This is a genomic window from Cellvibrio sp. GW822-FHT04B05, from assembly GCF_058800985.1.
In genome coordinates this window covers 1251900-1278837 of sequence record NZ_JBXAMU010000001.1, presented here as the reverse complement: position 1 = coordinate 1278837, position 26938 = coordinate 1251900, and the positions used below count along the sequence as shown (strand labels likewise).

Below are 26938 nucleotides of genomic sequence, written 5' to 3'. Positions count from 1 at the left end.
GGACAGGCGATGGTACTTGAAAATGTATCGGACAAATCGATCAATCTTCTCCTGGTGGAAGATGATGATGTAGACCTTGAAAAAATCTTGCGCTTACTCAAACAAACCCTGCTCAAATTAACTATTGTAGAAGCCAACTCTGCCGCTCAAACCCTGGCATTAATCAATCAACAACAATTTGATTGTGCGATTCTCGACTATCAACTCAAAGATGCGATGGGCTCGGAATTAATCACCAAAATCCAGGACCACAGAAGCGCTCCCACACCTATTATTATGATCAGCGGCAATAGCGATGAGCGCATCATTGCTGATGTGATGCGCGATGGCGTGTTTGATTATTTACCCAAACGCCATCTGGATGCCGAACAACTGGTTAACACCCTGCAAGCCGGCTTGCACTGGGCAGAGTCAGAGCGATTGTTAAAAGAAGATCGCATACGCTTCAACCAACTTGCCGAAGGCCTGCCGCAACTCACCTGGACCTGCCTACCCAATGGTTCATGTGATTTTTTAAATCGCCGCTGGTGCGAATACACCGGCATTAGTGAATATGAACAACTGGGTTACGGCTGGTTGCAACAAGTCCATCCCGATGACCACGACAACCTCATGCAATCCTGGTTGAAGGCAGTGAATACGGGCGACGAAATGTATGGCGTCTTTCGCATTCGTCGCCACGATGGTGAATACCGTTGGTTTGACTCGCGCGCGACGCCACAAAAAGATGATGATGGTGAAATTATTCGCTGGCTGGGCAGCAACACCGACATCACGGATATTGAATTAACCCGGCAAGCACTGAGCAATAGCGAACAACTTTTTCACACTGCATTTGATTATGCACCGCTTGGGATGATGATGGTCAGCGTGGATGGTACCACTATCCAGGCCAATCCCGCCTTGCGGCAACTGTTGGGCTACGATTGTGATGCCACTACTATTTTCATGCCTAAGCTACTTGATTTGGTTCATGCCGAAGATGCGAATATCATGCAATTCCAATTGGAAAAGCTACGCAGTGAAAAATTAGCTTTTGCACAATATGAAATACGACTGCTTGCAAAAGATAACCACACAGTACCGGCGCTGATCAGTTTGGCATTTATCAATAAATCCGCTGGTGAGCCTTGCTACCTTTTGCAGATTTATGATCTCTCTGAACGCAAACGCTACGAATCACAACTGATTAAACTTGCGCATTACGATCAACTCACCGGTTTGGGCAATCGTGCAAAGCTGCATGAGGAAATTGAATTCCTGATCCAGAAATCGCGCCGCAACTCTGCACCTTTTGCCGTTCTGTTTGGCGATCTGGATCACTTCAAACAAATTAACGATGGTTTGGGCCATGAGGCGGGGGATCAATTATTAAAAATGGTAGCGCGCCGCTTGCAAAAAACCTTGCGCCACGAAGATAGTATCTGCCGATTGGGCGGTGACGAATTTGTCGTGCTTTTACAAGAGGTAACCAGGTTTGAAGCGGTTGTTACCGTCGCTGAAAAGTTGATTAAAAAAATCAACAAACCCATTCGCCTGGGCGCCAATAAAGTGCATGTGGGCATAAGCTTTGGCATTGCACTTTATCCAACCGACGGCGACGATGCAAAAACCCTGCTGCGCAATGCCGACAGTGCACTCTATGACGCAAAAGCCAAAGGGCGCGGTTGCAGTCAACTTTATCGCAAAGAATTAACCGAATATGTCCACAACCGTTTGCGCCTGGACAATGATTTACGCAAAGCCATTAATAACAATGAATTTGAACTTTATTACCAGCCCATTATTAATTTGCAAACCAATCACATTGCCTCAGCAGAAGCCTTGTTGCGTTGGCGTCACCCCACACGCGGCATGGTTCCGCCAAACGAATTTATTCCTTATGCCCAGGAAAATGGCCTGATCCTTCCAATTGGCGATTGGGTGATCAAACAAGCTTGTGCTGACGCTGCCGAATGGCATAGCGCCGGATTTCCGCTCACTGTGTCCATTAACGTTTCGGTCAGGCAATTTGAACAGAACAATTTGCTTGACCTATTTTCTGCCGCATTGAAAGAATACCGGATTCCGGCCGATAAGCTGGTAGTAGAAATTACTGAGCAAATGTTTCTGGAAAATACCGAAAATAATCTGAAACAAATCAGCGAACTTAAAAGTATTGGCATCCGCATTTCGCTGGATGACTTTGGCGTTGGCTACTCATCACTCAGCTATATTGTGCGTTTTGCACCCCAGTATTTAAAAATTGACCGCTCTTTTGTCAGCCGGATAGGCGAGGCAAAAGAACATGATGAAATGGTGAATGCGATTATCGGCTTGGGTAAAATTATTCCGATGAAAATCGTCGGCGAAGGGATAGAAGAAGAAAGTCAGCGCGATTTTTTATCCAGCCGCGGCTGCAACCTGGGACAAGGCTATTTATTTTCACGCCCGGTACCACAGGAAAAATTACTGGATTTGTTGCGCAACAGCAAAACCTAGTTAACTTGCACAACACCTTGCAAATTATTAAGGCAATGCGTTTTTGCCAAGTGTAAAAAATCCTGCACAAAGGGTGTCATTAATTGTTCTTCACGTACAGCGGCGTAAAGTGTAGGCCAAATACCTTTGGCACCCGCCGAACGCACATTGATTAATCCCTGCGCTACATATTCTGCCAATACCCAATTAGGCAGCGCACATACACCGCGACCACTCGCCACCAACTGTACCATCATCAAGGTTAATTCTGATGTGCGTACCGTTTGAGGTTCAATACCGGCCGGTTCCAAAAACTGTTTGAACACATCCAGGCGATCGCGCGCCACCGGATAGGTAATCAGCACTTGATCGGCGAGATCATCGGGCTGCAAAAATTGCTTTTCGGACAATGCATGATTATTAGCAATAGCGATGTGCATTTCGTAACCAAACAGCGGTACATATTCAACGCCCTTGATCGCTTGCGGATCAGAGGTGATCACCAAATCAATATCACCTTGCGCTAATGCAGGCAGAGGCTCAAAGGTAAAACCACCGGAAAAATCCAGCTCAATTCCCGGCCATTGGTTGCGGTAAATATCAATGGTGGGCATTAACCAGTTAAAACAACTGTGGCACTCAATCGCCATATACAGGCGCCCCGCTTCACCGTGCACTAATTTTTTTACATCGCGCTCGGCTTCGCTGACTTTGGCAATTACTTCATCGGCCAATAATAGAATCCGCTTACCTGCCTCGCTAAACCGTAATGGGCGACTTTTGCGGATAAACAGCTCACACTCAAGACGCGATTCCAACTCTTTAAGCTGATGGGAAAGCGCTGATTGGGTGAGGAATAGGCGCTCAGATGCCTCAACCAAACTGCCCGTTTCACGCAGTGCGATCAGTGTTTTCAGGTGGCGGATTTCAATCATAGCGATGTGCTCATGTAGGTTGGGCAGCCATGCCCAACACCGAATAACCCGACCTTGGACATGTTGGGCATGACTGCCTAACCTACATCATAACATTAATAATTTTCACCTTTTAGCTGAAAATTATCAGTTTTATTCATGTTAATGATTCCACAAAATGATTTCATGCGGATCCTTGCATGGATTCCGGCTGATTAACCGATTTAATGGGATTTATGCGATGACTTCTCCAGTGACTTTTCCGACGGCCTTACCGGTAACTACACACATTGCACAAGAGACGCTTAAGGTTTAACCCCTGCTCAAGGATGAGTTTTTTATTATTTTCCTGTTGGTAAATTACCACGTCCACTGCCATACCACACTGGCTTCACGGCCCCGACCGGGTACACCGCCAGCCACACCGGCCCCTTGCGGCGGAGTTGCGTAGTTGGTATCCAATGCATTTTTGATCGCCATCGCGATGCTGGTGGAGCGATTGATGCTATAGCGCAATTGGCTATTACCGTACCAATAAGAATCCAGCGTTTCGCGCTGGCTACCCAATAAATACTGACGCTCGCTGCGGTACACCGCAGACAGATTCCAATTCCATTTACCGCGTTGGTAATTAGCACCCAATGAGCTCAGCTCAGCGGCTTCACGAAAGGCATTAGCGGGCAGGTTATTCAGGCTGGAATAATTACCACGCAGCATCCATTGCGGATTCACTTGCCAATCGAGCCTTATTCCTCCACCCTTGCCTGCTTCATCAGCACCGTTGATATAAGTGCGCGTGCTGCCGATAAGGCCAACGCTGATCGGGTTTTGGTAGGCGTTGTGATAGGCGCTGGTACTCAGGGTAAGCTGGCTCCATGTCGCCACCCATAACAGTTCCCAACTTTTTACCACTTCGTTATCCAGTCCGGGGTTGCTCACCAATGCTGCACTATTGATTAAATGCGTCTCGCCAAATCCGGGGGCGCGAAAGGCTTCGCCATAAAGCAGCTTGAGTGTGTGTCGGTCATTGAGTTGATGCACCACCGCCAAACGAGGGCTGGTATGGCCGCCGATAGTGTCGTAATGATCATACCTCACCCCGCCAACCAAGCGGGTATCTGCCGTCAGGTTGTACAACCACTGACTGTAAAGGCCACTGATATCCCGTTGCGCGTCCAAGCCCACTTGGGTGGGATGGTTAAAATCCCCGTAATACCGGATGGGATATTCGCGCCGGGCAAATTGCGCTAAATCATAATTGGCATTGGATCGCGCATCCGTCTGGCGTTCGCGCAGCCAATCACCACCCAGTTGCCAGCTCAACTGCTCGCTGATATCCAGATCATTAGCCAGATGAAGCCGAAAGGAATCGCTCGCCAGTGATGCTTTCGTCAGCATGGGTTCATCACTCGCCGGTTGGCTGATGCCGCGCAATGCACCTGCCGGTTGGAGCATGGCATGGAATTGCTGTGCTGCTTTTTGATAACTAAAAGAGGCGCTCACTTTCCAATAATCAGCCGGAATAAAATCCTGCTCTATCCGAAAATGTTGCGACGCCTGCCGGGAGTAATTAAAACCATTGCGGATTCTTTCCAGGGTATAAAAATCCTCGCCGCGGATATCCGATAGAAAAGCATCTACCCGCGTATGGCGATAGTGGATATTCCAATCAATGACGGCTTCCGCTCGCGGGTCGCGCGTATCCACGTTCCCAATCCGGTACTGCTGTCCCTGGTCTTGCGCAAAATGTGCATAAAGATTGGTTTCCCAATCACCGGAGCGGTGGGCGAGATTAAGGTCAGCCTTCCCCCGTTGCAGCTCACCCACACCCAGGCTCAACCGATTTTGTTGGCGACGACTGATAATATTGATCACCCCGGTAAACGCTCCCGAACCGTAAATCGCCGAGGCCGGTCCGCGAATAATTTCGAGACGTTCAATATTGGCGAGCGGAAATAAAGTCAGGGTGCTGTCGGCTCCACCCGAGCGAGGATCGGAAAAGACGCGGCCATCAACGACGAGCAACACTTCACGCGCACGGCCACCCTGCCGGCGGCCACGCACACTGTAGGTGTAATTGACTGCATTATCAGCGTTGCGATGCGTCTGAAAACCGGGCACCTGATCCAATAACTCATGCAAGTAATCCAAGCCCAACACGTCCAACTGTTCACGGGTATAGACACTTGTGGATGAGGGAACCGTTTTTATCGAATCCTGGCGCAGGGTCGCACCGGTAATGCTCACTTGGAGCAGTTGCTCCAAATCCATTTCCAGTAAAGTAGATTCATCTGCCTTCAGCGGAAATGAAACGCTGATCAGGGCAAAAGAGGATAAAAGCCAGGCGGTAAATGTCTGCATCATGTCGCTATATTAAATTTACTCAGAACTAAAAACGCCATTCAACTTCCGCACTGAACTCGCGGCCTCGATTAGGAATGCCGTCGGGTTTATTAAGGCTTTGGGCGGGTGTTGCAATGTCTTCATCGATAATATTTTTTACTTGTAACCGCAGTTTGTAGCGCGGATTAAATTGATATTGCCACTGGGTATTCAGCATCCAGAAATCATCCAGCGTTTGTTCTGTTGTATTGGTGATGGGCGTCCGGCGTTCATCCTGATAAAAACCGAGCAAATTCCAATTCCATTTTTCTGCAGCGTAATTCACTTCAAACGATGCAGTCTGCTCCGCTTCGCGAAAAGCGCTATCGGGCACATTCATGTGCGTAAAAGTAGAACGTAATGACCAATGGATTGATAAATCCTGTGTCCATTCGATTTCCACACCGTGACTTTTTTCGCCATCGCCATTGCGATAAGTACGGGCGGCGCCGATAAATACCGATTCAATCGGATGTTCGTAACGGTTTTGAAATAACCCGACACTGAGGCTGGTCGCTTGCCAATTCCCCATCAGGATCAGATCCCAGGTTTTGACAATTTCATGGGTCAGGTCGGGATTGCCAAACAGCAATGGATTATTGATTAATCCGGTTTCAGCGAGAGTCGGCGCGCGAAACGCTTCTCCATAGAGCAACTTCAAACTGTAGGTATTATTCAGTTGCTCCACCACCCCCAAACGCGGGCTGACACGGCCGGTGAAATCGGAGTATTCATCGTAGCGACCACCGAGTACAAGGCGGGTTGAATCGCGCAGGCTCAACAAATACTGTACATAAACGCCGATGTTGGTGAGCGATTCTTCGGTTCCTAACGGGAATAGCTTGCCTTCATCACCATAAAAAGTAACCGGGAATTGTGCATTGCTAAGCTGGATCAAATCAAAATTGCCGAGGGCTCGCGCTTCTGTTTCTTTATGCCGCGCCCATTGCATACCCCATTGGGCGCTGGATCGCGCATTGATAGACCAATCGTTGGCGAAAGTAAAACGCCAACTGTCACCCGCCTGGGTCGCATCCCCCCAAAAAGGTTCTGAACTACTGGGACGGCTAATAGGCCGCAAGGCGCCGGGGCCGGTGACGAATAAATTAAAATCGTAGCTAAATTGCTGATAGCTCAAGGTGGCTTGTGATTTGGTATCGGGAAGCCACTCGAAACCCTGTTCGATTGATATATGCATCAGCTCGCGCTCGTTGGCGTTGTAGCCGTTGGCGATATTATCGGACTGATAGAAGTCGTGGCTCCTGGCACGGTTGTAAGAAAAATCGATGCGGGTTTTATCGTCCTTGAGCGAGAGATCAGCCGCAACTTGCTCACGCGGATCACTGGTTTGGGTGGGCTGGCCACTAAAGGTATCGGTAACCGAGAATTGCTCACCATTATCTTTATACGCGTGCACAAACACATCGGCCTGCCAATCACCAATTGATTGATTCCAAAAACCTTCGAGTTGCCGGCGATCCTGCGAACCCGCAGTGAGCGCGAGGGATTTTTGCTGCTTGCGCGTCACAATATTGATGACGCCGGTAAAGGCCGAGCTGCCGTAGAGTGCCGAACCCGGCCCACGGATTACCTCAAGCCGCTCGATACGCGACAGCGGGTAAAGTGGCAAGGTGATATCCGGGCTGCCAGCGCGGGGATCGTTCACCACTTTGCCGTCGATCAGCAACAGCACCTCAAGAGATTGCTGGGCGGTGCGCCTGCCGCGCGCGCTGTAGGTGTAGGCAAGCCCGGAACTGGCGTTGCGGTCGAATTGGAAACCAGGCACCAGATTAAGTAATTCGTAAAGGTAATTCATGCCCAGCCGGTCGATATGATCACGGGTAAAAACAGATACGGCAGCAGGAACGGTTTTAAGGGTTTCTTCGGTGAGGGTGGAGCCGGTAACAGGAACATTGAGCAGTTGTTCGAGGCTTAATTCGAGATAAGCGAGATCATCTGCTCGGCTCCCGGCGGAGAGCAGGCATAGCAATGTAACCCCATAGCACAGGGTTCGGCGCTGACGCAGGTGACCTGTGTTCCTGACCATAGCTAAATCCCTCTGTTTCTGAAGATTAGTAGATGAAGCCGGTTGCTACCAGCGCCAATCCACACCCAGACTTAACTCCCGACCACGGTTGGGAATACCGGCCGCGATGGTATTGCCTTGTGTCGGCGTAAAATAAGTTTCATCGAGCACATTCTTCGCCTGGATACTAATCCCCCACTCCGGGCTCAACTGATAGCCCAATTTACTGTTGACCAACCAGACACTCGCCAGTGTATTGCGCGTGGTGGCCGGGGCGAGCGTTTCGCGCTCATCCTGATAAACCGCCGTCATATTCCAGTTCCAGCGCTGGTATTTATAGTTGAGCATCAAGGACGCCAGTTGATCCGCCTCACGCAGGGCAGAATCCGGCAACTCGGTAAAATGGGTGTAGGTGATGCGCGCGATCCAGGCATCACTCAACTGTTGGCTGGCTTCAAAACTGATGCCGCCGCTGCGCTCGCTATCACTGTTGATGTAAGTCCGCGTAGAGCCGAGCAAGCCGGCGATAATCGGTTGATCGTAACGGCTGTAAAAACCGTTAAGACTAAAGCTGCTGCGCTGCCAATTTCCCATCCAGATAAGGTCCCAGGTTTTGACTAACTCGTGTTTCAAATCGGGATTGCCTACTATACGAGTGTTATTGATCAACCCGGTCTCACTCAAGGTAGGTGCACGGAACGCCTCACCGTAAAGGAGTTTAAGGGTGTGGTTGCCAGTCAGTTGCTGCACTATGCCCAAACGGGGGCTGAGGTGCTCGGCAATGTCTTGATAATCGTCATAGCGCAACCCCAGCGTCAGGTTGGTGCCGCTTTTTAGTTGATGCAAATACTGCCCGTATACGCCCATTGATTGCTGCGACTCTTCCCTGCCAATGGCGACCAGTTGTAAATCATCGCCGTAGTAGCGGATCGGAAAATCGCGCGCGACATAGTGGGCCAAATCGTAATTGGTGCGCGCCTTGGCGTAGATCTCTGCATCTTCGCGCACTTCAATCCCGAACTGGCTGCTCGAATGGTCATTGATACTCCAGTCATTCGCCAGCGCCAGCCGATAGGTTTCCCCTTTGATTTGTGCCCTGACTAAAAAAGGCTCATCGCTGGGCGGTATGCTTTGCGATCGGAGCACCCGGTAATCAGCCACTTCCGTGTGCACGCGCTGATAGCCATAACTGTAAGCAAAAGTGAGTGTGGATTTAATTTCAGGCAGCAGATTGAAACCCTGCTCCAGGCTTAGTTGGCTAAAGCCTTGACCATTATTGTTGAAGGCATTGCGCACCCGCTCCAGCGAATAAAAATCATCGGAATCGGTATGGTTGTCCGTTATCCGCAACTGCGTGAATTTATAACGCACTCCCAGATCGAGGTTGGTACTTTGCACTGGATCGCCGCTGGCGATTGGTTGGGTGGAATACAGATCATGCAACCCGAAGGTTTGACCAGCATCTTTATGGGCGTGAGCGTAAAAGGACGTTGCCCAATCGCCGCTTTCCTGTCCCCAAAGGACATCAATTCCTCGCCGCTGTTCAGACCCTGCCGTTACCTGCACTTCTGCCACGCGCTTGCGGGTGATCACATTTATCACGCCGGTAAATGCGCTGGAGCCGTAAAGTGCTGAGCCGGGTCCGCGAATAACTTCCACCCGCTCGATTTGCGCGACAGGAAAAAGCGGGATCACGGCATCGCTACTGCCGGTGCGGGGATTGGAAAAAAGCCGCCCATCAACCAGCACTAAAATCTCGCGCGCCTGCGAACTGTTGCGACGGCCACGCGCACTGTAGGTGTAATTAACGGCGTTATCACCCACCCGGCTCACTTGATATGCCGGTACCAGAGTGAGCAATTCGTGGAGATAATCCACCCCCATAACGGCGATCTGCTCATGGGTAAAAACGCTCACTGCCGAGGGCACGGTTGTAAGTGCTTCATCGCGTAAAGTCGAACCGGTGACACTGACTTGTAACAGCTGTTCCAGATCCATCTCCAAATAATCAGCCGCTGCAGAGGCTTCGCCAAATAAGCTCGATAAAGAGCCGATCAACAATAGGTATGGAGTTTTTCTACCGCCTTGCTTCATTCGGTCGCCAGCCATTGTTGTAACCAAGCCTCAAACTGCGCAGGTGGTAAGGGTTTGGAAAAGTGGTAACCCTGCATCAAACGACAACCCTGGCTTGCCAATAACGCGTACTCTTCGGCGGTTTCCACGCCCTCGGCAATGGTCTCCATGCCGAGCGATTCCGCCAAACGGATAATGGACGTGACAATTGCGAGGGAGGCGCTGTCGGACTGCATATCGCGCACAAAGGATTGGTCGATCTTGAGGATGTTGGCCGGCAACCGGCGCAAATAATTGAGGCAGGAAAATCCGGTACCGAAGTCGTCGATGGCGATGCGATAACCCAAATCGCGGAATGCCTGTAGCACCTGGATCGACACCTCCATATCGCTCATCAACATGGATTCAGTCAGCTCCAGTTCGAGCGAACTGGGCTTGGTGCCCGCATCAGCCAGCAAACTTTGCACCTCGGCCAAAAAACCGGCCTGATGGAATTGCAATGCGGAGATATTGACGCTGATAACGAGGTCGGCAAAACCGGCTTGCTGCCACGCATTGACTTGCCGTGCGGCTTCGGCAATTACCCAGGAGCCGAGCGGGATAATCAACCCGATTTCTTCCGCCAGCGGAATAAAATGGTTGGGTGGCACCAATCCGCGTTCGGGGTGGCGCCAGCGCACCAACGCCTCGGCGCCATAGAGGGTTTTGCTGCCCGCCACAATTTGCGGCTGGTAATGCAATTCAAACTGGCCGTGCTCCAACGCCGAGCGCAAATCGTATTCCAACTTCAATCGATCAAGCGTACGCGCGTTCAATACCGGTGTGTAGAACTGGTAATTGTTGCGCCCTTTTTCTTTCGCCAAATACATGGCCGCGTCGGCGTTTTTAATCAGGGTGCTGGGGTTGTCGCCATCGTCCGGATAAACCGCAATGCCGATGCTCGGACTTAAATGCAGCGGCATATCTTCAAGGCTGTAAGGGAGTAATAATTCTTCGCGCAATTTAATGGCGACTTCTGCCAAACTCCGCTCGTCGCGCACACGCGGTAACAGCACCACAAATTCATCACCGCCCAAACGCGCGACTGTATCGTCGGTGCGGATGGCGGCACTTAAGCGCGCTGCAGTTTGACGCAAAATTTGGTCGCCTGCGGCATGGCCAAGTGAATCGTTAATGTTTTTAAACCGATCCAGATCGATAAATAACAGGCCGACTTTTTCGTTGCGCCGTTTGGCGGTATTAATCGCCATTTCCAACCGGTCATTCAGCAGTGCGCGATTGGGCAGCTCGGTCAAACTATCGTGATGCGCAAGAAAATCAATTCGCTCGCGGGATTTTTTGCGCTCGGAAATATCGCTGAAAATAGCGATGTAATTTTCCGGTTGCCCTTCACTGTTCAGTACCTGGCTAATGGAATACCAGGTGGGAAACTTCTCGCCGTTTTTGCGTTTATTAATTAATTCGCCCTGCCAGTAACCGCGCTCTTTTAAAACAGATACCAGATTGCGGAAGAAACTGTGTGAATGCAGTTGGGTGCCGATTTTAATGGTATCGACTCCCAGCACTTCCTCCTCGGTAAAACCCATGATTTTTTCGTAGGTTTTATTAACCAAAATAATGTTCAGGTTGGCATCGGTAATCAAGATCGCTTCGTTGCTGCCTTCAAATACCTTGCCCCACAAACGCAGTTCCGCTTCCTGTTGTTTGCGCTGGGTAATATCGCGGATCACCATCACCACTTCTTCTTGCTCGCGCAGGATCACCCGCGCTTCCCACGTGCGTGTTTTTTTTGCGGTCTGTGACCAATCGAACTCGACCAGTTGTTCGCCTTTACCGGCAAACACGCGGCGGATATGCGGCGCAAGAATCCGGTACACCGGGCCGGGCAAATGTCCCTCGCCAGTGATGGAATCATAAACCACCCACTCTTCCATCTCATTCACATAAGCGCCAACTTGCATATCGATCACATGACCATCGCGGTCAATGCGCATGATGATGTCGGGAATACCGGCGAGCAGTGCGCGGGTTTTGCCTTCGCTTATACTCACATCGTGAAACGCTTGGTTCGCGCGCAAAATAAATTGGATGCGGTACGGCAGCGTGCCCCAGCTGACGGGCTTGGTAATAAAGTCGGTCGCGCCTGATTCATAGGCTTGGTGGATAGAGTTAATGTCGTCCAGTCCCGTCACCATCGCGATAGGTAAATCGCGGCCGCGGGGATGCGCTAAAAATTCGCGGCAGAGTGCATAACCATCACCGTCCGGCAGGAGCACATCAAGCAGAATAATATCGGGCGTCTGTTCAGCAAAACGCGCACGCGCACTGGCGCAATCGGCCGCTTCCACGACTCGATAACCTGCACGCTCCAGAGTGATACAAGTGGTCAAACGCGCGGCTTCATCGTCTTCGACTACCAGCACCAGGGTGTTCAAATCATCCTCTTGGGGAGCAATACCTGTGGGTTTCAATTCTTTCACGCGCCTTGCTCCCCTCGCTCCAGCTCAACCAGCCCCTGCAGCGATAACTCGTAGAGTGTTTGGATACTTTGCATGTGTTGTTCGACTTGCTCCAAATTTCCCTGGCGCGCCCGTGCCTCGCATTCGCGACAGGCTGCCGCTAACTCCACCAGCCCGAGGTTGGCGGCACTGTTTTTAAAGTTGTGCGCAATTTTATAGAGCCCGTCGGCATCCCGTCGGGTGACAGCGGTTTGCAGCTGCTCGATCAATGCAGGGCTGCTGCTGCGGAACAATTCAATGATGCGCAGTAACAATCCCTCACGCAGGTCGCGCAATTGGCGAATTACGCTTTGGTCGATTTCCACCGGCGAATTTAATACAGACGACTTGAGTGCGGGCGCAGGCGTTGTGGATCGAGTCGTCCCTGCCGAGGTACTCCCCATAGACGCCACCACTTGCACCGGACGCGCAGGCAACCAGCGCGTTAACAACTCATGTAATTGATCCTGTGAAAAAGGTTTACTGAGGTAATCGTCCATTCCGCGCGACAGGCAATGTTCGCGGTCACCACTGATGGCATTGGCGGTAAGGGCAATAATCGGAATTGCCGGCAAACCCAATTCGGCTTCGCGCTCACGGATGCTGGCGGTTGCTTCAAAACCATCCATGATTGGCATCTGGCAATCCATCAATACCAGATCGAAACCTTCCAATTGCACCAAATCAAACGCTTCGCGCCCGTTATTGGCGATGACCATGCTCAACCCCATGCGTTGCAGCATGGCGCTCGCCACCTCCTGATTGACGGGATTATCTTCTGCCAACAATACGCGACCGATTAATTTGGTTGGCGCGCCGCCGTTAGCTGCCGGTTCAATCGTGTGGAATTTGCGGGTTAAGTCACCGGCAATGACTTGCGCGATCAAGTTGTGCAATTCCGATTGGCGCACCGGTTTTAACAATAAGGGCGCGCGCTCTGCCACTTCCGGGCGCGCCGCCATGCCGGCTGAACTCAGCACAATAATCGCCAGACTGTTAAACCGTGCATCGGCGGCCAGCGCATCGAGCAGTTGCCCACCGTCCATGTCCGGCATACACCAATCGGTCAACATCAACCCAAACGGCGTACCCGCTTGTTCATGTTGCTGTAGAAGGCTCAACGCCTCTGCGGCGGAGGCCGCCATCACCGGCGCCATACCCCAGGATTTAAGCCAATACTCCAGAATCTCGCGGTTGGTCGGGTTATCGTCCACCACCAGTGTGTGCAATTGACCAAAGCCGGTCACCAGTTGGTAATCACGCGGATCGTTAACCATTTGCAGCTGCAAGCGGAAACTGAAATAACTGCCCTTGCCCGCGTCGCTGTGCAGACAAATTTCACCATCCATCATCTGTACCAGACGCTGTGAAATCGTCAGTCCTAAACCGGTGCCGCCGTATTTCCGCGCCATGGAGGAATCGGCCTGGGTGAAGGATTGGAACAAACGCGCCTGCTGCTCGGGGCTAATACCGATACCGGTATCGCGCACGCCAAACTCCAGTTCCACCAACCCATCGCGTTCGGCGATAAACTGGACATCAATAGTCACCTCACCTGCCTCGGTAAATTTGATTGCATTGCTGAGCAAATTGGTGAGCACCTGCCCCAACCGCGCTGAATCACCCACCACAGAAAGTGGTGGCAACGGCGTTTTGCACAGCAGTTCAAGATTTTTCCCCTGGGCAATAGGGGCGTAACGTTCGGCGATATCTTCCACCAGCAAATTCAGTTGGAAAGGACGGTATTCCAGTTCCAGCTTGCCCGCCTCGATTTTGGAGAAGTCGAGGATGTCGTTGATGATCAACAGCAAATCTTCGCTTGAACGGCGCGCTACCCGTGCAAAACGGCGCTGTTTGGCATCCAGCTCGGTGTCCATCAGCAAACCGGTCATGCCCATGATGCCGTTTAACGGCGTGCGGATTTCATGGCTCATCACCGCCAAAAATTCACTCTTGGCTTTGCTGGCGGCCTCGGCTTGTTCACGCGCAGTTTGCAGTTCGATGGTGCGCGCCAATACGCGCTGCTCCAGCAATTCCTGATTAAGACGCAGCTCGGTATCCTGGGTTTCGATGCGGTCGAGCATGGTATTGAAGCGTCGGGTTAACACACCCACTTCATCCTGCGTACCGCGCTCAGGTACACGCGCCTGGTATTCACCATCCTGACCAATTTTTTGCGCAACTTCACTGAGATTACCTAACGGGCGCAAGACCGATGAAATCAACGCCCAGGTCAATAATCCGCACACCAGCAACGCCACCATGGCAATGACCAGTACCCACAAGACTTGGTCATAGAACTGGTTGCGTAAGGGATCAAGCGTGACATCCAGCTCCAGTTGTCCCAGATGCTCACCTTCCCAGAACACCTTGGCGATAATTTTTTGGGTATCGCCCGCGACCGGATGATCCTGGTAGACGTGATACTCGGCCAATTGTTGTTGGTCGTTAAGTAACAGGCGCGCCGCTAGCACTTTCGGCTCCACACGCAAGGCAGCAAGGGTTTTCTGCGCTGCATCGTTGTCGTTAAACATACTCGGCGCCGCGAGGTTAAGCGCAGTCGCTTCAGCGAGGATTTGCAGTTGGTTGTTTACTTGATTACTGATGTAGTTGTACTGCTGCCAGGTACTCGCCAACGCCGCACCCAATACTGCAAGGCTGGTCAGCAACATCGCCAGCAGACTGATTTTTCGCGCAAGTGTCCAGGTTCTCCGCATGTCAGCTCCCCTTCACCGGGCGTTTTTTCGCCAGTTTGAGCAATTGACTGCTGACCTTGACCCCGGCTTGCTGGATCGCGGGATCATTAATGACAAATTCGATACGGTTGTCCTGGGTGCGCAGCAATGCAATCCCCACCCGCTCATCGTTTGCGTCGGCCTCGTCCATCACCAGCAAAACACCGGCAGGAAAAGGTTGCGGCAGGGGCATATTTGCACCGGTTGCAGGCACATAGAGTAATTGGCAGGAATTTACCTGCGCGACGATATCCTCAAGGGTATCGATATACACAACGTGGATACGCCGGTACTGGTAGGGTTTATTGTCCAATTGCTCCAGCGATTGGCGCGTGACATCCTGCGCACCCAAAGCGCACAAAGAAAACCTATCGCCCTTTAACTCCGGCCATTCGATAAATTTGAGGAAATTGTACACAAACGCCACGCGTAAGCCCGCTTCCGATGCCTGGGCTGACGCCACCAAGCAATGCGCGCCAAGGATTATGCCCAATCCCCAGCGCAGCATTAACTGGCCAGCTAACCCTATACGCCTTACAACCAAAAGCACCTCCCCGATGCACGCCCCAAGCGTTATAAAACGCCAGCCGACCATAAGGATCATGGCCAGCGCTGATGATAGTTTTTATAAAAGGAATAATATCCAGAGTAAATCAGTGTCTTGAGAATAGCCTAGAGATTGGTAGTTGGCGAAAATCGCGCCGCGAAAACTGACAAAATAAGCCTTTGGGGATGGTATTATGCCCACCCTCAGAATTAACCCCATGGCGCTTTTATGTTGTTGTTTGTCGATAACCTCACCAATGTCGATTTCAGTTTCCTCGATCCGCAACGCGGCCTGCTGGGTGAAACCTGGCTGGCGAATGTGCGCCTCTTTGGCGAACTGGATGAGCAGGGCATGGTGTGCGATTTCGGCACGGTGAAAAAAGTGCTGCGCCACTGGCTGGACACCGAGCTGGATCACCGCCTCGCCGTACCGGTGAACTCCCCTGATATCCGCATTGAAGAAGACGGCGAGTTTTTGCGGATTCACTGGCAGTTTGGTAGCGAAGATGAATTCCTCAGCACCCGCTCCCCGCGCAATGCTATCGCCCTGGTGGATGCGGAAGTGCTCACGCAAGAAACCGTTGCCGCCTGGTGTATCACCCAACTCAAACAACAATTCCCGGATAGCGTCGCGCACCTGGAATTGGACTTTACCCTGGAGGCAATAGACGGTGCCTACTATCACTACAGCCACGGCTTGAAGAAGCACCTCGGCAATTGTCAGCGCATCGCCCACGGCCATCGCTCGCGTATTGATATCTGGGCCAACGGCGTTAAATCGTCCGCGCTGGAACAGCGCTGGGCAGAAGAGTGGAAGGATATTTATATCGGTACACGCGAAGACTTGCTGGCCAAACCGCAATATCAAGGCGCCGCTTATTATCACTTCGCCTATGAAGCCGAACAGGGTCCGTTTGAAATTATCCTACCCCAACGCTGCTGCTATTTAATTGATACCGACAGCACCGTCGAATTTATTGCGCACCATATCGCGCAAAAAACCCGTCAGGAAAATCCCGAATCATTTATTCGGGTAAAAGCTTATGAGGGAATTAACAAAGGTGCGATTGCCGAGGCTTAAGCCACTCAGGTTAGAGTTCAAGCATTACGTAACAGCATTACAAACGGCACCACCGTCAGACCCGCCACAAAAATAATCGCCACAACCAATGCGATAAACCGTATTGGTTGTGCGCAAAAACGCTGCCACATACCGGGCACCTGTCCCGCTTCTACCAACTGCGCATAGTTTTCCTGCTGGCGAACAACACGTTCCGCTTGATAAATGCGGATGAGTTCGCGCGCTGCTGCTTCCTGCGTGCTGTCTGCCAACCAGATTGCATCCAATCCCACCCGCCAAAAGCCCGCATTGGTTTCGTAAAAATGTATGTCGTGATTGTTTAACAGGTCGCGTATATCCTGTGCTTCGTCATCGGGAACATTGCCAAGCTTGAAAAGTAAACGGGCCATAGGATTTTTCTTAGGTTGTTTTGTTGCACGTCGCACTGATAGGCTGGCGTGTGAAAGATTATAAATGTAAGCATAACAGCATCTATATGATCAGGGAGCATAATGACAGACGCGAGCTTTGCGATTGAGCCAGACAGCGGCCCTTGCCAGTTACAACTGCGCGGCGACTGGCTATTGGGACATACACCCGAGGGGGCAGCCCTGTGCGAGGCCATTCCGGCAGATTGTAAAACGTTGGCACTTGCCACGGATGAATTAGGTCATTGGGACTCAAGCCTCGCCACCGCACTGTTGCAAGTCGCCCGCTGCTGTGAAGAAAAAAAAATCGACTTCAATACCGAAGCAGCGCCCACGGCATTACAACAATTATTGAAACTCGCCACCGCCATCCCGCCTGATACCAGTAGTGGCGCCGCAAAACAAACCACCTTCGCCGAGCGCTTTCACAAAAATATGCAAGGTCACTTGCAGGAATTCAATGCAACCCTGATTTTTATCGGCGATGTCAGCCTCGCAATTGCCAAGTGGTTCCGTGGCAATGCTAAAACACGCCCAAGCGATATCGCGTGGTTTATTTATCAAGCCGGCCCTAAAGCCCTCGCGATAGTGACATTGATCAGTGTGTTGGTCGGAATGATTCTCGCCTACCTCGGTTCTGTGCAATTGCGACAATTGGGCGCACAGGTTTATGTGGCCGATCTGGTTGCTATCGGCATGGTGCGAGAAATGGGTGCGCTCATGACGGCAGTTATTATGGCCGGTCGCACCGGTGCGGCATACGCGGCGCAGCTCGGCACTATGCAAGTGAATGAAGAAATCGATGCATTAAAAACTATGGGCATTTCCAGTATGGAGTTCCTGGTATTGCCACGTTTGCTCGCCTTGGTTTTTATTATGCCGCTGCTGTGCATTTATGCGGATGTCATTGGCATGATCGGCGGTGCGATGATCGCTGTGAGCATGGATGTAAGTATTGGCCAATACATATTGCAAACCCAGGGCGCGGTTGATTGGGTTGATATCACCACCGGTCTCGTCAAAAGTTTATTTTTTGGTGTGTTGATTGCGGTTGCCGGCTGTCAGGCCGGATTAACCTGCGGTCGCAATTCCGATGCCGTGGGCATGGCCACCACCAAAGCCGTAGTGCGCGCAATTGTTTATTTAGTCGTGGCCGACGCCGCCTTTAATATCCTGTTCGACAAATTGGGAATTTAACGATGAGCGAGACTATTCCTGCTGATGCTATTCCTGCTGAAAAAACACCGGCAGATAATAAGAAAAACAATGAGCCATCCGAACATAAATTGGATGATTATGTGAGCGTGCGCGATTTAAGCATCAGCTACGGCAGCCGTGTCATTCAGAAAGATTTGAATTTTGATATTCGCCAGAACGATATCTTTTTTATTATCGGCGGCAGCGGTTGCGGTAAAACCACACTGCTTAAAAGTATGATTGGATTGCTACCACCCAAAAAAGGCGAAGTGCTCTATCGTCTGGAGCAGGAAGGCGAACAACAGCACGTTAATTTCTATAAATCGGAAGAAAACACACGGTTGGAATTATTAAAAAAGTGGGGCATTACCTTTCAATCAGGTGCACTCTTTTCCAGCATGACGCTGGCAGAAAATGTTGCTCTGCCATTGCAGTTGTATACCGACCTCTCGGAAAAACAAATAGCCGAAGCTGTTGCCTATAAACTCGCGCTGGTTGGGCTGGGTGGATTTGAATCCTTCTTTCCCTCGGAAATCAGCGGCGGCATGCACAAACGCGCCGGTCTTGCCCGCGCTATCGCGCTCGATCCGCAATTGCTGTTTTTCGATGAGCCCTCTGCCGGTCTCGACCCAATTAGTTCGCTGCGGTTGGATCAGTTGATTGTGCAAATTTGCCAGGCGTTGAATTCGACTGTGATTATCGTATCCCACGAATTACCCAGTATTTTATCCATCGGAACCAATTGCGTTTTTCTCGACGCGCAAACCAAAACCATGCTCGATAGCGGCGACCCAAGGGAACTGTTGCAGAACAGCAAAAACAATAAAGTTCGCCAATTTTTAAGTCGCGGAGAAACCGCGACCCAGGAGTCTTCATGAGTAACCGAAAAAATCCCTCGTTTGTCATAGGCTCATTTATTGTGGGAGCGACGATACTGACTTTTGCCTTGCTGATCTTTTTTTCCGGCGGCAATATGTTTACCGACAAAGAGCGCATCGTCATGTACTTTGATGGCTCGGTACAAGGTTTGGTAACCGGTGCACCCGTCAAATTGAAAGGTGTGGTCGTCGGTGAAATTACCGATATACGCATTCATTTTCAAAATGAAGAACCGGTGATTCTCACTACCGTGACCGCCGAATTGGTAATGAAACGTATCCATAAAAAAGGCGCCGCTATTACTGAAGAGTTTTTTGAAGAGGCAATCAAAAACGGCTTGCGTGCACAACTTAATTATCAAAGCTTTCTCACCGGCTTACTGTATGTCGAATTGGATTTTTTGCCCAACAGTCCATTGAAATTGTACAAGCTACAGGATGACCATATTGAATTGCCGACTGTTTCCACACCGTTTGAGGAGATTACCAAAACCATCCAGGAATTAAATTTAAAAGGTGTAGTGAAAAATATTGATGGTTTAATCCTGCAAGCACGGAATATTGTGGACAGCGGCCAAATTCAAGCAACCCTGGCAAGCGTTAGCACGGCGGCAGATTCCATTACTATCACTTCGGAAAACCTGAATAAAGAAGTGCTGAAATTCAACAGCACGCGCAAAGAGTTAGATATCTGGCTAAAAGAAATGAATAAACAAACACCGGAGCTTGCAAATAAGGTCAACAGTAATCTCGTTGAATTGCAAAAGACGTTGGTGCAATTCAATAAAGCGGCCGACACTATCAACAATACTTTTGCAGAAGACACACCCTTGGTTAACCAACTCAACTCCACCCTTGAGGAAGTGAGTCGCTCAGCAAAAGCCTTCCGTAGTTTAAGTGAAACCCTGGAGCAACAGCCTGAATCCCTGTTGCGCGGAAAACAAATTCGGGATGAGGAATAACCCCATGATAAAACACATTATTGTCATCACCGCCCTGTTCGCCTTATGTGCCTGCCAGCATTCGCCGCGCAAAGAATATTTTGCATTGAATGCGGCAACCGCAGAAGCAAATTATAATTACAACAATACCAATATCGAAAAAGTGGTCGGCATTGGCCCGCTGAGCATCCCCGAATATTTGCAGTACTCGCGCATCAGTTATTGGAAAACGCCACTGCAATTATCCCTGCTGGAAAATCAATTTTGGGCTGAACCGCTGGAACAAGGTATCAGCCGCGTACTGCGCTTGCATGTGCAGGCGGCACATCCGCAATGGCGTGTGGTGCAATTTCCCTGGCGTAGTAACCAGCGCCCTGCTTACACCGTCAGAGTGGATATCCAACGTCTGGATGCGTTTCGCGATCATGCCATCATTGAGGCGGGAATAGATACTATCGATACGCAAACTAACAAGATCATTGCCAGCAAACAATTCAGTTCACGTGTGGATTCGTCCAGCAACTCCGCCGACATAGCGCGCGCTTACAGCGAGTTATTGCAACAGCTAGCTAACGACATCAACAAAATGCCGTCCTTAACCGGTAAATAGTTTTATTGATATTGGTTAGGGAGCCCCGGATTAAAATTGGAAAAACCTGCCAGGTATAAATTATGTCAACTGATCGTTTGCTACCCGAACCACTGACAATTTTGCGCGAATTAGCGAATGACCTGCACTGGAGTTGGAACCATGCCAGCGATGAAATTTGGCGGCAACTCAATCGCGATATTTGGGAGAGCACCGGCAATCCGGTAAGCGTATTGCAATTCACCAGCGATCAAACCTTGCAACAATTGGTAAACGATTCCGGTTTTATGGATGAGTTACAGCAATTGGTTGTCGCACGGCAACGCTACCTCGACGAACCGGGTTGGTATAAACAGCGTTATCCCGAATCGCCGCTGCGCACTGTTGCCTATTTCAGTATGGAATTTGGTTTGTGCGATGCCTTGCCACTGTACGCCGGTGGCTTGGGTATGCTCGCGGGTGATTATTTAAAAACCGCGAGCGATTTGGATTTACCCTTGGTAGGCATCGGGTTGCTGTACCAGGAAGGTTATTTTCGCCAGAGTTTTAATCCGGACGGTTGGCAGGAAGAAACTTATCTCTACAACGATCCCGGCAGTTTGCCGCTGCAGCCATTGCGCGATAGCGATGGCAGTTGGATGGATATCGAAGCGTCTTTTTTGTGTCGCGAAGTCAGGTTTCGCGTGTGGGTGGCGCAAGTCGGACGGGTAAAACTGTATTTGCTGGACAGCAACCATCCTTGTAATCAGCCGCACGACCGTGGCATCACCAGCAAACTCTATGGCGGCGGCAGCGAGCTGCGCTTGGTGCAGGAAATCGCGCTGGGTATTTGCGGCTGGCGATTGGTGGAAAAGCTCGGGCTGGATATTGATATCTGCCATCTCAACGAAGGCCACGCGGCATTTGCAACGCTGGAGCGCATCCGCAGCTTCTGCGAAAAACACAAAGTGGATTTCTGGCATGGACTCTGGGCAACCCGCGCCGGAAATGTGTTCACCACCCATACACCGGTCGCTGCCGGATTCGATAATTATTCCACTGAATTATTGCGCCGCTATGCAGGCGAACCAGCGCTGGCAATGGGCGTTGCTCTTGATGATGTATTGGTGCTTGGTCGCCTTGACCCCAATGACACAAATGAACCCTTCAACATGGCTTACCTCGCCATGCGCACCTGCGCGCGCAGCAATGGTGTCAGCCAACTGCACGGCGAAGTGAGCCGGCGCATATTCCAGCCATTATTTCCGCGTTGGCCCGCCCGTGAAGTGCCGGTCAGCCATGTCACCAACGGCGTCCATGTCCCGACCTGGGATTCACCCGAAGCCGATACGCTCTGGACTAATGTCCTCGGCGAAAACCGCTGGCGCGATGATTTGGCCAAGCTCGATGGCGATATATTGCAGCAAGTAAGCGACCAACAACTCTGGGATATGGCAGCGGTTGGTCGAACGCGGTTGGTCGATTACGCCCGCCAACGCTTCACTCGCCAGTGGCGTCATGAAACCCGCAGCAAAACCCTGCAAGACCTCATCAGTTGTGCGATTCCCGATGAAATGCCGCTCGATCCCAATATTCTCACCCTCGGTTTCGCGCGCCGCTTTGCCGAATACAAGCGCCCCAACCTGCTGCTGCAGGATCCCGAGCGCTTGGTGCGATTGCTGACCAATACCAAACATCCGGTGCAATTAATTGTCGCGGGCAAAGCCCACCCGGCGGATAACATCGGCAAATCCAAACTGGCTGGTTGGCAGCAATTCCTGGAGCGGCCGGAACTTGCGTCGCATCTGGTATTCCTCGAAGACTACGACATCACCTTAGCGCAGCGTTTAGTGCAAGGCGTGGATGTGTGGGTGAATAATCCCCGTCGTCCCTGGGAGGCAAGCGGCACTAGCGGAATGAAAATACTGGTCAACGGCGGATTGAATTTATCCACATTGGATGGCTGGTGGGCGGAAGCTTACCAACCACAATTCGGTTGGGCTCTGGGCGATGGCAAAGAACACGATCCTGCACAAGATATTGCCGACGCTGAACAACTTTATCGCTTGCTGGAGGAAGACATTATTCCACGCTTTTATGCGCGCGATGCCGAAGGCTTGCCGCGCGATTGGCTACAACAAATGCGCGCCAGCATGACGCAACTCACTCCGCGTTTTAGTAGCAATCGCATGCTGCAAGAATATCTCGAGCAACTGTATTTGCCTGCCGCCACCGAGCACGCCGCGCGCCTTGAAAATAATGCCGAGCTCGCCCAATCGCTTAACGAGTGGACACGACATTTGCACCACCATTGGCATGAAGTCCACATCGGTGAGCATACCCTGCACGAAACCACCCAAGGTTGGCAGTTGGATGCCACGATTTATTTAGGAGCAATTGCTCCCGAGGCAATCGCCGTCGAAGCTTTCGCCGATGCCAAAGAGACATATCCCAGTCAGATAATTACTTTGACGCTCACCCGTCCCGGCATTGCCAATGCCCACCATTACACAGGCACCTTGCCGAACGAACGCCCGGCGGACGACTTCACCTTACGCGTCATTCCGGCAAATGACCATGCGCGTATACCTGCTGAAAATGCGCTGATTTGTTGGCAATCCACATAAAATTTGCGCAACCACACGATTTTAGCCATCTTAAAAAATGATGGGCGCTCAATAATGAGCCCCCATAATTCTTTACAGTAATTCTATATAACCTCTTCTACAGATTTTTTAGCATTAACGATAAGTTGATCATTTTTCTGGATAATAAAATCATCAATAACCAGATAATCAATTTTAGTGCGCAAGAAAGTTTTGATTGCATCTGCCGGACTGCAAACGATAGGTTCACGATCATTAAAAGAAGTATTGAGTAACAGCGGAACACCTGTCCGGGCTTTAAATGCAGATATCAGCGCATGGTATTTGGGATTCGTACTGGCATTCACCAATTGTATACGGCTGGTGCCATCCACATGAGTCACTGCCGGAATCTGGCCACGCCGATTCGCATGTACCGGATATGCCATCAACATATAATGAGCAGCATCAGCATCTTTCTTAATATCGAACCATTCTTTTGCATCTTCTTTCAGTACACTCGGGCAAAAAGGGCGATGATCCTCGCGATGCTTCACCAGCAGATTCATTCGTTTAACCATATCGGCATCACGTGGATCGGCTAGCAAACTGCGATTACCCAACGCGCGTGGGCCAAATTCCATCCGTCCTTGAAACCAACCGACTACTTTACCTTCCGCAATCAGTGCAGCAACCTCGTCAGCGACATTATCTGTTTTTTGATAATTAACATCGAACATTTGTAGCGTTGCCAGTATTTCCCCCGAACTATAAGAAGGGCCAAGATAAGTATCCTGCAATTCAAAGGCGGGGTTTTTCTTGCCATAAAAAATATTATGGTAAGCATAGAGTGCTGCACCTAATGCAGTCCCTGCGTCGTTTGCGGCGGGTTGTATATAAATATTCTCAAACGGCCCCTGCTCAAACATCACCGTATTCGCTACGCAATTCAACGCAACACCACCGGCAAGGCATAAATTTTTTGAGTTAGAAAGCTGGCTGGCATGCTCTACCAAATTAAGTAAAATTTCGGTAGTGATTTTCTGTAACGATGCGGCCATATCCATATATTCTTGTGTAATAGCGGCCTTGGGTTGTAATACGGGCAAACCGAAAAGCATTTCAAAAGTAGAAAAATCATTCGTACGGAAACGGCAAATATTGATATCCATTTCAAAACCATCAGGTTTCACGGCAATAAAATGGCGAAACTGCGCAATGAAACGCTCAGGATCACCAAATGAGGCAAGGCTCATTACCTTACATGCGTCATATGCACTCATACCAAAAAACATAGCGACCTTTTCCCAGAGTAAGCCCAGGGAGTTCGGATAACTGATTTCCTTCATAGTAAACAGCCGCCCTTCACGCCCCACTCCAATAGTGACGGATTCACACTCCCCTATTCCATCAATAGAAATAACAGCGGCATCATTAAACGAGGATGGATAATAAGCAGAAGCAGAATGGGCTACGCAGTGGTCAACCCACATAAATTGACCTTTAAATCCCAACTCACGAATGTGATCTGGAATACTAATCAGCTTTTTGTAGAATTTTTTCTCGCCTTCTACTGTGCCCCAGTCATCTTCCAATACTTGATCGTCCGGATTGATATTATTGTGCAAACGCTTTAAAGGGTTAAACGAAAAAGCAATCACATCGATATCCGATAAAGCCAGGTTACCCATCTCAAGGCACATATTGATTGCCTGCATTGGAATTTCATTGGGATTATCGGTCAGTGCTGGCTTGGCGTGCTTGATACGATTTAACCGCTCTTCCTCTACAGCGGCAATAATGTTGTTATCGCGAATTAACGCGGCTGATGATTCATGATAAGCACAGTTTAAACCTAATATATTAATCGACATGACTCCCTCTCAAAAAAATAATTAATTGCCCATGAACAACGCCATAAGACATAAAAAACCTGATTCCAAATCCAGCTCTAGGTGAGTTTGCTACAAGTTTCTTTTGTGGCCAGCTATTGGTTTTTAATAATGGTGATATTAGCAACCCAAGGGGGTTTCCCAAGGCTCATATATTTTTGTTGTGCGTGTGATACGCAGCTCGGGAGGTGCATTTTTTCGATACTTTAAAATACACATATGAAGATGGGTTATACCATCCGTTGCGGCAGTTTTTTTCATGTCATTAATGACGCTTTTATCCTGGCCAAAAATACCGGTGAAACGGTCAACGAACGCACTGTAGGTAATAGGTGCAAGATCACAAATAATCTCAAGGCTGCCATTAAGCAAATATTGTTTAGCGCAATCGACCAACATGGTGGGCTGTTCCTGATCACCTGGAGCCATGGTGACAATTTGTAATACCCCGCCCTCTGCCAAGTGGCGATCCGCGCCTTTCAACATATTTTCAAGGAAAGTGAACCCATAAATTCCAGCCGCAGAATTGAGGTAATACGACATTCCGGGAGGCGTTGGCTCAAAGGGTGGATTAGAGATAATGAGATCGAATGTCTCATCTTTGACAGGTGCAAACACATTTTCGACATTGCCATCGCGAATATGTAATTGGTTATTCACGCCATTAATAAGCGCATTAAAACCGGCATATAATTTAGCTTTGGAATTAATTTCCAGGCCAATAACATTATTAGCGCCATGTTGCAATGCAAAAATACTGAGCACTCCGGATCCGAGACCAATTTCCAACACATTGGCGTTTTGCATATCCCCGGGAGCTAAATAATCCATCATGAAATATTGTTCAGGTTGCATAGGTATAACCTGATCAATTCCCTGATATCCAAAAGGATCAGTAATTACACTCAAGCCAGAATCTGATTGTTGTTTAATTCTGTCGACTTTTGCCAACCATCCTTTACTGCATAAATCTATTGTTTCTCCCGTAAAAAAATACTTATTCTGTTCACCTTGAAGGCTATAAATTTGTACATCAATAGTTTCGCTCATAGCAGTTCCTCTTATGGTCCGTTATTACGCCATAGATCCATCACTACTCCGAGCCGCTTGTGGTCATTGTGAAACTAACATTTTAAAAATGTTTTCTTATGCACAGTTTAATGAATCCCTTATTAGAGCCCATTAATACTGTTTATATTGCTTTCTTAGTTATCAGTTTATTCTTCAACAGAAAAACAAACTTACTATATTGCTGCCAATATCAGTACAACAATAAATTATCATCCTAATAAATGAACATGTAAAAAATGTGACCGCCCTTGAGGGGAAAGCAATATAGCAAAGATTAAATTAATATCCCAAAAAATAATTTGTTAAAATTTTATTTTAGCTTAAAAACAGAAAAATGATGAATTACGCGACCAAATTATTTATCTGATGCAAAAATTTAATTAATTTTAAGCAGCATTAAAAGAACATATTCTGTTATATTTTTAACAACAATCGGTGTTAATAAAAATTACCACCTTATAAAAATTTACCTTGAGTAAATTTACATTTCTGACCACCACACAGTTAGTAATCCAGTATTTTATAGATTGTATGTTTGTTGCCCAGCAACACTCTGTACTTAAAACAGCAATTATTGTTGTTTAAGCCTGTTGTGTTATGTGCACTCGATTTCTCTTGCTCACTCATTTACCGGAGTATTTTTAGCGTAGAGAATTACATTTAATTACAGTCAAACAATAGCTT

17 protein-coding genes are annotated in these 26938 nt (G+C 49.5%); 7 read left to right on the top strand and 10 right to left on the bottom strand.

Going from position 1 to position 26938, the window contains the following annotated elements; genetic code table 11:
• The first annotated feature begins 9 nt into the window (after positions 1-9).
• Positions 10-2481, top strand: coding sequence for an EAL domain-containing protein (locus tag AC1RJL_RS05115; protein ID WP_492911663.1), 2472 nt, complete (start codon positions 10-12; stop codon positions 2479-2481).
• Here AC1RJL_RS05115 and AC1RJL_RS05110 read toward each other — a convergent pair.
• From AC1RJL_RS05110 to AC1RJL_RS05080, 7 genes are all read right to left on the bottom strand, one after another.
• Positions 2478-3395: a LysR family transcriptional regulator gene (locus AC1RJL_RS05110; protein ID WP_492911662.1), complete on the bottom strand. Its 918-nt coding sequence runs from the start codon at positions 3393-3395 to the stop codon at positions 2478-2480. The two genes, AC1RJL_RS05115 and AC1RJL_RS05110, sit on opposite strands and share 4 nt — an antisense overlap.
• Before the next feature lie 339 nt (positions 3396-3734).
• Positions 3735-5738, bottom strand: coding sequence for a TonB-dependent receptor plug domain-containing protein (locus AC1RJL_RS05105; protein ID WP_492911661.1), 2004 nt, complete (start codon positions 5736-5738; stop codon positions 3735-3737).
• A gap of 25 nt (positions 5739-5763) precedes the next feature.
• A complete protein-coding gene (locus AC1RJL_RS05100; protein WP_492911660.1) occupies positions 5764-7803 on the bottom strand; it encodes a TonB-dependent receptor plug domain-containing protein in 2040 nt (679 codons plus the stop codon).
• A gap of 45 nt (positions 7804-7848) precedes the next feature.
• Entirely contained in the window at positions 7849-9891 is a 2043-nt protein-coding gene (locus tag AC1RJL_RS05095) for a TonB-dependent receptor plug domain-containing protein (RefSeq protein WP_492911659.1), read from the bottom strand.
• Entirely contained in the window at positions 9873-12335 is a 2463-nt protein-coding gene (locus AC1RJL_RS05090; RefSeq protein WP_492911658.1) for a two-component system response regulator, read from the bottom strand. Before AC1RJL_RS05090 ends, AC1RJL_RS05095 begins: the two co-directional genes overlap by 19 nt.
• The gene (locus AC1RJL_RS05085) at positions 12332-15070 is read right to left on the bottom strand and encodes a response regulator (protein WP_492911657.1); all 2739 of its coding nucleotides are present in this window, start codon (positions 15068-15070) and stop codon (positions 12332-12334) included. Before AC1RJL_RS05085 ends, AC1RJL_RS05090 begins: the two co-directional genes overlap by 4 nt.
• A 1-nt stretch (position 15071) precedes the next feature.
• On the bottom strand, positions 15072-15632 hold the full coding sequence (locus tag AC1RJL_RS05080) for a YfiR family protein (protein WP_492911656.1): 561 nt from the start codon (positions 15630-15632) through the stop codon (positions 15072-15074).
• Positions 15633-15863: 231 nt separating this feature from the next.
• Here AC1RJL_RS05080 and AC1RJL_RS05075 point away from each other — a divergent pair, with 231 nt between their 5' ends.
• Positions 15864-16715, top strand: a complete 852-nt coding sequence (locus tag AC1RJL_RS05075) for a 6-carboxytetrahydropterin synthase (RefSeq protein WP_492911655.1) — start codon at positions 15864-15866, stop codon at positions 16713-16715.
• A gap of 17 nt (positions 16716-16732) precedes the next feature.
• Here the strand turns inward: AC1RJL_RS05075 and AC1RJL_RS05070 are convergent, their stop codons facing one another.
• On the bottom strand, positions 16733-17104 hold the full coding sequence (locus AC1RJL_RS05070; RefSeq protein ID WP_492911654.1) for a DUF6164 family protein: 372 nt from the start codon (positions 17102-17104) through the stop codon (positions 16733-16735).
• Between the two features lie 102 nt (positions 17105-17206).
• Here AC1RJL_RS05070 and AC1RJL_RS05065 point away from each other — a divergent pair, with 102 nt between their 5' ends.
• The 5 genes from AC1RJL_RS05065 (at position 17207) to glgP (ending at position 23333) form a co-directional block, all read left to right on the top strand.
• Positions 17207-18319 (top strand): MlaE family ABC transporter permease, encoded by a 1113-nt coding sequence (locus AC1RJL_RS05065; protein WP_492911653.1) that lies wholly within the window; start codon positions 17207-17209, stop codon positions 18317-18319.
• A 2-nt stretch (positions 18320-18321) separates the two neighbouring features.
• Positions 18322-19197: an ABC transporter ATP-binding protein gene (locus tag AC1RJL_RS05060; RefSeq protein WP_492911652.1), complete on the top strand. Its 876-nt coding sequence runs from the start codon at positions 18322-18324 to the stop codon at positions 19195-19197.
• Positions 19194-20159: an MlaD family protein gene (locus tag AC1RJL_RS05055; protein ID WP_492911651.1), complete on the top strand. Its 966-nt coding sequence runs from the start codon at positions 19194-19196 to the stop codon at positions 20157-20159. The genes AC1RJL_RS05060 and AC1RJL_RS05055 overlap by 4 nt, the downstream gene beginning before the upstream one ends.
• A gap of 4 nt (positions 20160-20163) precedes the next feature.
• Entirely contained in the window at positions 20164-20748 is a 585-nt protein-coding gene (locus tag AC1RJL_RS05050; protein WP_492911650.1) for a PqiC family protein, read from the top strand.
• Between the two features lie 62 nt (positions 20749-20810).
• Positions 20811-23333: an alpha-glucan family phosphorylase gene (gene glgP, locus AC1RJL_RS05045; protein WP_492911649.1), complete on the top strand. Its 2523-nt coding sequence runs from the start codon at positions 20811-20813 to the stop codon at positions 23331-23333.
• 83 nt (positions 23334-23416) lie between these two features.
• Here the strand turns inward: glgP and AC1RJL_RS05040 are convergent, their stop codons facing one another.
• Both AC1RJL_RS05040 and AC1RJL_RS05035 read right to left on the bottom strand, forming a co-directional pair.
• Positions 23417-25165 (bottom strand): carbamoyltransferase family protein, encoded by a 1749-nt coding sequence (locus AC1RJL_RS05040; protein WP_492911648.1) that lies wholly within the window; start codon positions 25163-25165, stop codon positions 23417-23419.
• Between the two features lie 138 nt (positions 25166-25303).
• Positions 25304-26233, bottom strand: coding sequence for a methyltransferase (locus AC1RJL_RS05035; RefSeq protein WP_492911647.1), 930 nt, complete (start codon positions 26231-26233; stop codon positions 25304-25306).
• Positions 26234-26938 lie beyond the last annotated feature (705 nt).